This is a genomic window from Neobacillus sp. (genome assembly GCF_031988165.1).
Classification (GTDB): domain Bacteria; phylum Bacillota; class Bacilli; order Bacillales; family Cytobacillaceae; genus Neobacillus; species Neobacillus rhizosphaerae.
The window spans coordinates 129,105-140,971 of the sequence record NZ_DALZYO010000005.1 but is presented as its reverse complement, the minus strand read 5'-3'; the positions used below and the strand labels follow the sequence as shown (position 1 = coordinate 140,971).

The 11,867-nt window shown below is 39.3% G+C and carries 12 protein-coding genes; 1 reads left to right on the top strand and 11 read right to left on the bottom strand.

The features are described 5' to 3' along the window. Positions 1-100: 100 nt before the first annotated feature. The 5 genes from tpx to sppA all read right to left on the bottom strand — a co-directional run bounded on the left by tpx (position 101) and on the right by sppA (position 3,664). Complete coding sequence (gene tpx / locus RTR43_RS04575; RefSeq protein ID WP_312469999.1) at positions 101-601, bottom strand: thiol peroxidase; 501 nt, start codon at positions 599-601, stop codon at positions 101-103. 177 nt (positions 602-778) lie between these two features. After that, a complete protein-coding gene (locus RTR43_RS04570; RefSeq protein ID WP_312469998.1) occupies positions 779-1,282 on the bottom strand; it encodes a spore germination protein GerW family protein in 504 nt (167 codons plus the stop codon). A 17-nt stretch (positions 1,283-1,299) separates the two neighbouring features. Then, on the bottom strand, positions 1,300-1,992 hold the full coding sequence (locus RTR43_RS04565; RefSeq protein ID WP_312469997.1) for a DUF2953 domain-containing protein: 693 nt from the start codon (positions 1,990-1,992) through the stop codon (positions 1,300-1,302). Between the two features lie 86 nt (positions 1,993-2,078). Continuing rightward, positions 2,079-2,639, bottom strand: a complete 561-nt coding sequence (locus RTR43_RS04560; protein WP_312469996.1) for an RDD family protein — start codon at positions 2,637-2,639, stop codon at positions 2,079-2,081. 14 nt (positions 2,640-2,653) lie between these two features. Further along, positions 2,654-3,664 (bottom strand): signal peptide peptidase SppA, encoded by a 1,011-nt coding sequence (gene sppA, locus RTR43_RS04555; RefSeq protein WP_312469995.1) that lies wholly within the window; start codon positions 3,662-3,664, stop codon positions 2,654-2,656. Between the two features lie 161 nt (positions 3,665-3,825). Here sppA and RTR43_RS04550 point away from each other — a divergent pair, with 161 nt between their 5' ends. Next, the gene (locus RTR43_RS04550) at positions 3,826-4,629 is read left to right on the top strand and encodes an NAD kinase (protein ID WP_312469994.1); all 804 of its coding nucleotides are present in this window, start codon (positions 3,826-3,828) and stop codon (positions 4,627-4,629) included. A 116-nt stretch (positions 4,630-4,745) separates the two neighbouring features. On the opposite strand, the gene rarD is transcribed toward RTR43_RS04550, so the two are convergent. From rarD to RTR43_RS04520, 6 genes are all read right to left on the bottom strand, one after another. After that, entirely contained in the window at positions 4,746-5,678 is a 933-nt protein-coding gene (gene rarD / locus RTR43_RS04545) for an EamA family transporter RarD (protein ID WP_312469993.1), read from the bottom strand. An 89-nt stretch (positions 5,679-5,767) separates the two neighbouring features. Beyond that, complete coding sequence (locus tag RTR43_RS04540; protein ID WP_312469991.1) at positions 5,768-7,366, bottom strand: amidohydrolase; 1,599 nt, start codon at positions 7,364-7,366, stop codon at positions 5,768-5,770. 75 nt (positions 7,367-7,441) lie between these two features. After that, complete coding sequence (gene mbcS / locus RTR43_RS04535; protein WP_312469990.1) at positions 7,442-9,028, bottom strand: acyl-CoA synthetase MbcS; 1,587 nt, start codon at positions 9,026-9,028, stop codon at positions 7,442-7,444. A gap of 161 nt (positions 9,029-9,189) precedes the next feature. Further along, on the bottom strand, positions 9,190-9,393 hold the full coding sequence (locus RTR43_RS04530) for an alpha/beta-type small acid-soluble spore protein (RefSeq protein ID WP_248737200.1): 204 nt from the start codon (positions 9,391-9,393) through the stop codon (positions 9,190-9,192). Between the two features lie 100 nt (positions 9,394-9,493). Continuing rightward, on the bottom strand, positions 9,494-10,699 hold the full coding sequence (thiI, locus tag RTR43_RS04525; RefSeq protein ID WP_312469989.1) for a tRNA uracil 4-sulfurtransferase ThiI: 1,206 nt from the start codon (positions 10,697-10,699) through the stop codon (positions 9,494-9,496). After that, positions 10,700-11,842 (bottom strand): cysteine desulfurase family protein, encoded by a 1,143-nt coding sequence (locus tag RTR43_RS04520; protein WP_312469988.1) that lies wholly within the window; start codon positions 11,840-11,842, stop codon positions 10,700-10,702. Between the last annotated feature and the right edge of the window lie 25 nt (positions 11,843-11,867).

The following is an 11,867-nucleotide window of genomic DNA, read 5'->3' as shown; positions in this document are numbered from 1 at the left end:
ACGATAATATATTTTTTACAACCTTAAAGTAAAGCAAAAGCTGGAAAATAAGGATATTAAAAGACCCCGCCCTTTGGACGAGGCCTGGTTAGCTATAAGATTACTTCGCAGCTCTAGCCGCTTCTAATGCAGCTTCATAGTTCGGGTGGTTTGTTGCTTCACTAACATACTCCACATATGTGACCATATCGTTCGAATCAACCACAAATACGGCACGAGCTAAAAGCCTTAATTCTTGGATAGCAACCCCATATGCTTCTCCAAATGAAAGGTTACGATGATCAGATAATGTTTGCACGTTTTCAATGCCGCTTGCTGCACACCATCGTTTTTGTGCAAATGGAAGATCACAGCTTACAGTTAAGATTTTCACGCTTCCAAGAGAATTCGCTTCCTCATTAAAGCGGCGAGTTTCCGTATCACAGACTCCCGTATCTAATGATGGGACAGAAGTGATTAAACGTACTTGTCCCTTTGTATCGTTCAATGTTACTTCTGATAAGTCATTGGCAAGGACAGTGAAATTTGGAGCCTTGTCTCCTACCTTTACTTCGTTACCAAGTAGTGTAATCGCATTTCCTTTAAATGTAACATTTGCCATTCTAACATCCTCCTTTGTCGTATTGAACTACAGCATTCCTAAGTCCAGAACCCGCTGCACTTCAAATATGTACAGTGTAAATATATCTTTTCATATCGCTTTATGCAATTATTTGAACTCCAAAATTGCTACATGAAAAAAGTTAATCCTCCAATTGGCGGAAGATTAACAGTTTAATTATATATCAAAATCAACTTTCGACTGCTGGTGTTTGCCCTCGGCTTTTTTCGAGAACATTTGCTGTATTTTATCAACTGCTTGTGGGGCAAGCTCTAGAATTTTCTCATACAAATGAGTACTTTCATCTAAATGAAGCATTTTGACACCTTGAGAGTTAACAATTAAAAAAGCGATTGGAGTGATAGATACACCGCCTCCACTCCCTCCGCCAAATGGAAGCTTTGGTTGACTTTGACTCTGTCCTTGCCCTTGTCCTCCCTGACTTTGACTCTGTCCTTGTCCTTGTCCTTGCCCTCCCTGACTTTGACTCTGTCCTTGGGAGCTATCAAGTTTAAACTCACTTCCCCCGGCGGCAAAACCAAATCCAACCTTAGATACTGTCAAAATGACACTTCCATCTGGAGTTTCAACCGGGTCTCCAATGATGGTATTTACATCAATCATCTCTTTCAAGCTTTCCATAGCGGTGGTCATCAAACCTTGAATTGGGTGATCAGACATAGCAGTTTCCTCCTCATTCAAATGGATTTCGTTTTTTCATTAGAAAAATTTGTTTCCTTTTTGAAAAGCGGACTTCCACTCTTCCAGAATTTAATCAGTTTTAATCCTGCTAAAATAGCATGCCCGATTCGAAACTGAAAAATACATTTTAACTGAGTCTGTATAACTGCCGCTTGAAAGTGAGGGGTAATCGAAATTTCTGGCATTACTTTAAGATTTAAATAATGGCTAAGTAGTCCGACAATGCTACCTTTAATCGCCCAGAATGCCCCTGTTGCCATACCTGTATAGGCTGCATCACCAACTCCGATGAGTGATTGCCATTCTAATTTTTTTATCGTTACCTTTTGAAAAAATTTCCTGATAATTACATGCAAATTAAACACGCGTGTCAGTAATTCCTTTGCATTATTTAAATTGGTTATTACATTATTTTTAGTGATTTGGTTAACTTTTTGTTTGGAATCTCCAGAGGCAGCATCCCCCATATTTGTATGACTTTTCACAACGATGCTCGGGGAATCATCATCAATTTTGATCAACGGAACATTTATTGTGTATTTGATTAAGCCAGCCCATACTCGAAACTCAACCTTTAAGTCATCGTTATCGTTATAATGATCATAATTTACAAGAATCGTTAGTTTAGTAAGAATAATGATAATGAAAAACAACAAGAGGATAGACAAGGAAAGTAGCAGCCAAAACAATTATGTTCACAACCTTTCAGCCTTCTAGTATTCCTTTTTAAAGAAAAAAATAAACCTACCAACTTTTATCGTTGATAGGTTATTGATTATCGTTCTATATGGATGACGGTTGTATCGCTGAAGATGTCATGCAATCCCTGCTTTTTTGGTAAAAAGGCGACGATGATATAGCCGACAATGACCGTTGCCGAAATAAACCGGCCGATCCATTCACGAAATAAACAAGTTCCCCATGTTAGTTTGTCATGATTCAAATCAACTACTTTTAAACCAAATACCATTTTTCCAAGAGTTTGATTAAAGTATTTGGTCATCAGAACAAAATATAAATAAAAAATGAGCGCTGACGCGATGGAAATAGGGGCAAACATGTTAAACTCTGTTAATGAAATATCGAGTATTCGAAATAACGGCTTTATTAATATCCGTTCAATACTGCCAATAACAATTAAATCAAGAAGATAAGCCCAAAAACGCATCCAAAAACCAGCATACCGAACAGGCCAAACCGGCAGAATAGGTTCCTGCTTTTGATGTTCACTGTCAGAATCAACATCAGCAGTTTTCTTCTCATCTCGATTAAGCATCAGATTGGGGGATGATTCCTTTGTCTCATTCAATCCGTTTTGATAATCATTCGATTCCATTTGCAATTCCCCCCTTATTCCGCATATAAATACATCAGACGCGGCGAATTGGGCTTGGAAAGGATTTTCATAAGTCCAGCTATTTCAGCATTTTCACCTAGCCATTTATTTGTCTGCAATTTAAATAATGAGCCAAAACCAAAATCCTCCGAATAACGAACCACCTTTGCACCCTTTAGCTTCTCGTCTTGTTTCATTTTTACAATGACATCATCTAGGTAACCAAAATCATCAATAAGTTTAATTTCCTTCGCTTGCCGGCCATCATAAACTCGGCCATCAGCTATTTTTTTCACTTGGTCCATACTCAAGTGTCGGCCTTCTGAAATCACTTTCACAAATCCTTCATACGAGTTATCGATCATCTTTTGTAGTATTTGTCGTTCTTCATCCGTCATTTTCCTCGTTGGGCTCATGATGTCTTTATACGGTCCACTTTTAATCGTCACAAAGTCAACACCATATTTATCTGCCAATCCTTTGTAATTATATCCTTCCATAATGACTCCAAGAGACCCTGTTAATGTTTCAGGGCTGGCAAAGATTTTTTTCGCTGCAGTTGAAATATAATATCCTCCTGAAGCAGCCATAGAGCCCATGGAGATGTAGACTGGCTTTTTACTATCTTTTTGGATTTCCTTTAACTTTTCATGAATTTCTGCACTTTCAACCACTCCGCCTCCTGGAGAATTGACTCTGATGATTACACCCTTAACAGTATCATCGTCTTTAATATTGTTAAGTTTTTTCATGAAATCCTGATGATTATAACCAGAGTTTTTCAAAATGGAGCCTGAATCACCAGTGTCCTGGATGACACCATCAACATCGAGAATCACTATTTTCTTTAATTCGCTCCCATTTTTGACCACTTCTTCTGTAAAAGGATGCTCTGATGTATTCATGAGGTTGGTGAAATCCGTTTCAATTCCTTTAAAGGCTACAGCCGATAAAACATTAATTAAAATCGAAACAAAAAATAATGCTCCTGCAATACCAAGAGCAGCCCAACGTTTTCCATTCATATGTAGTCCCCCTTTTTTTAAGTCTAAATTGAACATTCTTAATTTCATATTGTCTCTAAAAAATGCTAAACTAATTTCAAACTATCACTATTTTATCAAAGTTTTTTTGATATGGATAAAATAATGACATTTTATTTATCATTTTACAGGGGGTACATAATATGGAAGTGAGACGAAATATTTATTTTTATCATAAGCGTGATGCGGACATGCTGGCAAAGGCTGCTCCTCTTTTTGAATTGGCAGAACGCTACGGTTTTACCCTTGTTTCTGACTTCCGGAAAGCTAATATCATTGCCAGTATTGGAGATGATGGCACATTTCTCCAGGCTGTTAGAATGACTGGATTTCGAGATGATTGCCTTTACATGGGGATTTCAACGAAAAATAGCTTAAGCATGTATTGTGATTTTCGACTCAGTGATACTTCAAAAATGATTGAAGCCATTACATCGAATGAACACATAAAGGTCAGACGGTATCCGACGATTGAAGTTTCTGTTGATGGTCAGGGCACCTTTCCATGTCTAAATGAATTCAGTATTCGGTCTTCCATTATTAAAACCCTTGTGATTGATGTGTTTATTGACCAGCTCCATATTGAAACATTCCGCGGCGACGGTCTTATCATTGCTACGCCGACTGGAAGTACTGCTTATAATAAATCGGTAAATGGCTCGGTTGTAGACCCACTGCTCTCCTGCATGCAGGTAAGCGAAGTGGCATCCGTCAACACGAACCGTTACCGGACACTCGGAACATCCTTTATTGTCGGCAGTGAACGGACACTTACACTTAAGGTCATATCGGAAAACAATGATCACCCAACGATGGGTATGGATAACGAAGCATTAAGTATCCGTAGTGTGGATAAAATTCAAATAAAAATAAGAGATAAAAAAATTAAAACCTTAAAATTAAAAGACAACTCCTTCTGGGATAAAGTAAAGAGAACATTTTTATAAGAAAAGCAGAAGCGCCCTAGTCGCTAGGGCGCTGGAGCTGGACAATTCTCAAAGTCGAAAATTTTATGCTTTTATCTTTTAACAAAAAACCCTATCCCACCGGATAAGGTTTTTTATTATAAGGTTGCGCGTTTTTCTTTTCGCCATTTTATACCCTTGTCAGACAAAAGCCGAGTTTTTGAAAGAGAATATATCGTTAGTGCCGACCAAATGAATATAAATGATAACAACTGCACGTTTGAAAAATGTTCATGATAAACAAATATGCCTAAAATCAAGGTTAAGGTTGGGGCGATATATTGCAGGAAGCCAAGTAAGGAGAGCGAAATTTTTTGTGCTCCTTTTGCAAAATACAGCAGCGGCACAGCGGTCGCGACGCCTGCGCCAATTAATAGCCAATCAGTTCCTACACTAGCAGATAAAAAAGAGCTAGAGCTGTTAAAGAATAGGAACAGCATATAGATCGCTGCGATGGGCATCACTACAAGTGTTTCTAATGTTAAGCCAACAGCGGAATCTACATTTATCATCTTTTTAACCAACCCATATAAACCAAAGGAAAGTGCCAAAACAATGGAGATCCAAGGAAACTTACCATGAGAAAAAGTAATTATCAATACTCCGATAGCGGCTAAAACGAAGGAAACGTATTGGTAAAAGGATAATTTCTCCTTTAGGACAATCATTCCTAATAAGATACTGACAAGTGGATTAATATAATAGCCAAGACTCGTATCAATTATATGTCCGTTATTTACCGCCCAAATATAGGTAAACCAATTCATGCTAATAAGGATTGCCGCAAGTGTCAGGGCATACATTTGTTTTTTATTTTGAGCAAAGCCTTTAATCGTTCGTAAAAATAAATCCCATTTTTTAGTAAAAATAAGAATAATCACCATAAAAATAAACGACCAAAAAATTCGGTTCGCGAGAATTTCCTTTGCCTCAACATTGTTTAATAGCTTCCAATAGATTGGCAATAATCCCCATAGGAAATAGGAAAAGCCTGCATGGATAGCCCCTAGTTGTGTTTCACTTTTTTTCATCTTTCCTCGAGCCCCTATTCTTTCTAGTTTCGAAATAATCCTTATTATAACGTGAAACTGCGTGAATTGGGGATTTTTTTACTTCCAGCCTACTCCTTTGTATAGACAATATCTCCGCCAATAACCGTCATCACAGCATTAACAGTGGAAATTCTTGATGGATGTAGATTAAAAATATCCTCATCTAGTACGGTAAAATCAGCTAAAAAACCTTCCTTAATCATGCCGCGATCCACTTCATGACAAGCAGCATACGCACTACCCTTGGTAAATAAATTGATCGCCTCATAAACACTTAAAGCCTGTTCTTCACCATAGACAATCCTTTTTGAATCTTTTCTATTTGTCCTTGTTACGGCAGCATGGATGCCAAACATTGGGTTAGGTAATTCAATCGGGGCATCAGAGCCACCGGCACAGATAAGCCCTTCGTTTATTAATGTTTTCCATGCATAGCAATATTCCATTCTGTCACTGCCGACGCGGTCGATAACCCAAGGAAAATCCGATGCTAAAAATACTGGCTGAATATCGAGAATAACCGGAAGCCTTTTTGCACGCTCAATTAGGTCTTGTCGTAAAATCTGAGCATGAATCAACCGGTCACGCCCAGGACCTACCAGCGGGTGTTCCTCTATCGCATTTAATACATACTCAAAGGCTAAGTCACCGATTGCATGGACGGCAACAGGGAGGTTGTGTTTCCGTGCTTTGGCGACTAGTTCATTTAATTCCTTCTGACTAAAAATAGCTACTCCATTTGCCTCCGGAGCATCATGGTACGGACGGCTTAGAAGCGCAGTCCTGCCTCCTAGGGCACCATCAGCAAAAATTTTCATCGCACCAAACTCAATCCATTCGGAACCAGATAAAAAGCTCGCTCCAGCATGTGCCATGTCCTCCACAACCTCATGGTGAACAAGCAGATGGGCACGTAGCTTTAGCCCTTCCTCCTCAATTACTTTTTTAAACGTCCTAAAGGTACGATCGAAGCCAGCATAATAGTTTAAATCCTCAGTGTGGACACCTGTGATGCCCAGCTGATATAAATCTTTTATGGCTGCTCTCATTGCTTCTTGTAAATAATCTTCAGAAACAACGGGAATAGCAGCGAGAATAAAATCCTGAGCCTTGTCTTTTATCAGGCCTGTTAAACGCCCCTCCACATCCTTTTCCATGACACCTCCAGGAGGACTAACTGTTTCTTCAGTTACTCCAGCCAATTCTAGCGCCTTTGTGTTTACGATCATGGCATGGCGGCAAATCCGTTTTAACATCACGGGATTATCAGGAGAAATTTCGTCTAATTCTTTCCGGTGAATCATTTCAGTCCGTGGCCAGCGGTTTTCATTCCAACCCTCACCAATAATCCATTCTTCCTTGTTAAGCTGTTTAGCATACTCTTGAACAACAGCAAGGACCTCGTCTTTTGAATTCAGCTCTGAAAGGTCAAGCTGGACTAACGTTTCACCATGGCCAATTAAATGAAGATGGCTGTCTACAAAACCGGGAAACATCGTTCCGCCCATCAGATCCACCCGTTCACATATTCTTTCGTTAAAAATTTCTTCTATCTCTGCTATTTCTCCTGTTTTCATTATTCGATTCCCTTCAGTATAAATAGCCTCAACCATTGCCCCTTCCTTTTCAAGTGTATAAATGGTGCCGCCAAACCACAATTTTCCCATTTTTCATTCCTCCGGCATCTTAAAGTGAAGAAGCAGACGGTAATTCACCGCCTGCCTTAATCATAACCCACAAAATTAAACTTGTTTGGCTGATTCCATTTCCTTTTGACGAAGTTCTATCCGGCGAATTTTCCCTGAGGTAGTTTTTGGAAGTTCACTCAAATACTCTATTTTTCTCGGATACTTATATGGTGCCGTCAGTGTCTTGACATGCTCCTGCAGGTTTTTCGTTAATTCAGAGTCATTAGAATCTACAGCCTCTTTTAAGACGACAAACGCTTTTACAATAAAGCCACGAATTTCATCGGGGCTTGCTACTACCGCACATTCCTTAACAAATGGATGCTTCACAAGGGCATCCTCTACTTCAAAAGGTCCAATAGTATAGCCTGAACTGATAATAATATCATCCCCACGGCCCTCGAACCAGAAATACCCTTCCTCGTCCATTTTGGCTTTATCGCCGGTTATATAATAATCACCGCGGAACTGCATCGCTGTTCTTTCTGGATCTTTATAGTAATTTTTGAATAAGGCAGGTGTTTCCACATGTACAGCAATATCGCCCACTTCACCGACTGCGCAAACCTCTCCTTCTTCGTTAATGATTTCGACTCTATTTCCTGGTGTCGGTTTGCCCATTGAACCAGATTTCAATTCCATCCCTTTTGTTACACCCACAAGTAATGTATTCTCTGTTTGACCATAGCCATCACGGACATCAATGGAAAAATATTTCCTAAAGGTATCAATAACCTCCCGATTTAACGGTTCTCCAGCTGATACTGCACTATGGAGCTTGGGTAAATGATAATCACTCAAGTTGTCGACCTTTGCCATTAGCCGGTATTCGGTAGGTGTACAGCAGAGGACGTTAACATCATATTTTTGAAGCAGACTTAAATACTTTTTGGGTTCAAATTTTCCGTTGTACACAAGTCCAGTTCCCCCTGAACCAAGAACGGATAAGAATGGGCTCCAAATCCATTTTTGCCAGCCTGGACTTGCCGTTGCCCAAACCGTATCACCTGCCTCAATACACAGCCATTTTGCGGCAGCTGTTTTTAAATGGGCAAAGGCCCATCCATGTGTGTGGACAACACCTTTTGGGTTTCCTGTCGTTCCAGATGTATACGATAAAAACGCCATATCATCTCTAAGGGTATCAGCAATCGCAAATTCTTCTGCTGCTTTTTGCATTTCAGCATCAAGATGGATCCAGCCTTCCTCTTCGCCCCCAATCGAAAACTTTGCCAGTAGTTGGTTTTCTGTAAAATTTTTAAATTGGTCAACATAAGGATAAAAACTTACGACGGCTTTCACATCACCGTGTGTAATACGGTATTGCAAATCCTTTTCCCTCAACATTTCTGAACTCGGAATCACAATCATTCCTGCTTTTAAGGCTGCCAAATACACAACATATGCCTCAATCAATCGCGGCACAATAACAAGAACGACGTCACCTTTTTTCAAACCATGTTGCAAAAAAACATTCCCAGCTTGGTTAACTTGTCTCAATAAATTCTCATATGTAACTTGGTTTGTTTCTCCAGATTCACTTTCCCATTTTAATGCAACATTTTTCGGATTCTTTGCAAAGCGCTCTACTTCAGAAACAAGATTATACTTTTCTGGTGCAATTAAATCTTCCCGATTCATACTATTCCCCCCTCGTAAATTTTTCGTACATCCCACAAACTACATTATACAAAATTATTGTAAAATTTGAAATTATTATTCATCTAGATATTATTTCTGTACAACAAAAAGAGAGCAGGAATTGTTTCCCGCTCTCTGTAGCCATTTTTATTCATTTTTTATTAACGAGAAAATCCGCCGCCTAATTGAGATTCAGCCATTTGAACTAAACGCTTTGTGATTTCACCACCAACAGAACCGTTAGCACGTGAAGTAGTGTCAGCCCCAAGATTTACACCAAATTCAGTCGCAATTTCGTATTTCATTTGGGAAAGAGCTTGCTCTACACCAGGAACTAGTAATTGATTTGAAGTGTTGTTTGCCATGTGATATCACCTCCTTGTGAGTATAGAATGTGTAGAACACACAAGGTTCATTCTATTTCACAACTGGTAATTGTTCACAAAAAATTCAAAATTTGCTTTTTTAGAATAACACGTTAAAATCTGAGTCTTTTTCGTTGTCAGGTTTAATGACAATCGTTTCAGTCTCTTGAACAGCTTCATGAAGCATCGGTTCAAAATCAAAAAAGCTTTCATAGTGCTGAACCTTTTCTCGCTTCGGTTTCGTTTTTGGCGAGGAAGGCACAAAGATGGTACAGCAATCCTCAAAAGGTCTGTTTGATATTTCAAGTGTATCAATTTCTTGGGCAATTTTAATTATATCCGTTTTATCCATCGTAATCAAAGGGCGTAACACAGGCGTATTCGTCACTTCATTAATCGCAAACATACTTTCAATCGTTTGGCTTGCCACCTGCCCGAGGCTTTCTCCGGTAACAATAGCAAGACCTTCATGGTTTTTCCTAATTTCATCGGTAATTCGCAGCATCATTCTTCTCGTTGTTGTCATCGAATAATTTTCAGGTATTTGTTCGCGAATCGCTTGCTGAATATCCGTAAACGGTACAATGTGTAACGTTATAGCCCCGTAAATCTCAGCCAGCTTTTTTGATAAATCAATGACTTTTTCCTTTGATCTTTCACTAGTAAACGGTGGGCTGAAAAAATGAACGGCTTCAATTTCTAAGCCTCGCTTCATTGCTAAATATCCTGCCACCGGACTATCAATGCCGCCAGAAAGCATGAGCATTGCTTTGCCGCTTGATCCTATAGGAAGACCGCCAGCACCCTGAATCGTTTCACATGATAAATAAATAGCTTCTTTTCTGACTTCAATTCGCAAATTGATATCGGGATTTCTCACATCCACTTTGAGTCCAGGAATATTCTTTAGCAAATGTCCGCCAATCGTTTGATTGATCCCATCTGTGTTCAGCTCAAATGTTTTATCAGACCTTTTTGGTGTAATTTTAAAGGTTTGACCTTCCCTATATAGAGAGTGAACCAATTCAAGAGAGGTCTGCTTTAACACTTCTACATCTCTGTCTACCTTTATTGCCGGACTGAAGGATTGAATCCCAAATATATTCTTTAATTTTCCGATGATTTCTATTCCATTTTCACCATTTAATAATACATACATCCGGTCTCGGCTTGCTTCCACTTTTATTTTTGGAAAGGGGGCAAGAGCACTTCTTACACTTTTCCTTAACTTTTCAACAAATTTGTTCCGATTTCTACCTTTTGTTGATATTTCACCATAGCGTATTAGTATTCGATCATAATTCATTTATTCCAAAACCTTTCGTAGTTGGTTTGCTGCTTTTTCAATTGCTCTGATAGCTGTCATCGCCTCTTCTTCGGTATTATTAAACGAAAGGCTTATTCTGACGGCACTTTCGGCTAGGTCTTCAGGAACGCCCATTTCAATGAGCGTTTTACTTGGTGATTTCCTTTTTGAAGAACAAGCACTAGTTGTCGAGACAAAAATTCCTTGCTGCTCAAGGGCATGGATAAACACTTCAGATTTCAGCTCGCAGAGTGAAAAATTTAGAATATGTGGTGCTGCATTTTCTATAGGAGTATTTACTATAATTCCTTCGATCCGATTTAGCCCTGTTCTTAACATGCTCTGAATTTTCTTCATTCTCTCGATACCAGCTGCCCTTTTCTCCATCGTCATTCTAAGCGCTTTTGCCATCGCAACTGCACCCGCCACATTTTCAGTACCGCTGCGAATCTTCCGCTCTTGACTACCTCCGGAAAATAACGGAGCAAGTCTTGCCCCTTCCCGAATAAAGAGTGCGCCCGTACCCTTTAAACCGTGAAATTTGTGCCCTGAAATGGAACAAAAATCTATTCGATTTTCGTGTATGGAAAGGGGGATTTTTCCTACACTTTGAACTGCATCGACATGAAATAAAATGGTTGGATGTTTTTTTAACATTTGACCGATTTCTTCAATCGGCTGAACCGTACCCACTTCATTGTTCACATGCATGATTGAAATGAAGATGGTATCTTTTCGAATCGCTTTTTCGATATCAGCAACACAGACTTTTCCCTGCTTATCAACTGGCAAATAGGTTACTTCATACCCTTTCTGTTCAAGCTGCTCCATGGCAGCCCTAACTGAGGGATGCTCAACACTTGTGGTAATCAAATGCCGGCCTCTATTCCCATTTAATGAAGCAGCGCCTTTAATCGCTAAATTATTACCTTCCGTGCCGCCGGAAGTAAAATAAATTTCAGATGGTTTGACTGTTAAAAGCTTAGCCACTTGTTCTCTTGCCTGTAATAGGAGTTTTTCAGCTTGTCCACCGATACTATGTAGTGAGGATGGGTTGCCAAAATATTCACTAGAAACGGTTACAAAAGAATCAATTACTTCTTTATAGGGTTTAGTCGTAGCACTATTATCAAAATAAATCATTTTTTCTCCTCCAAAACACAAATGG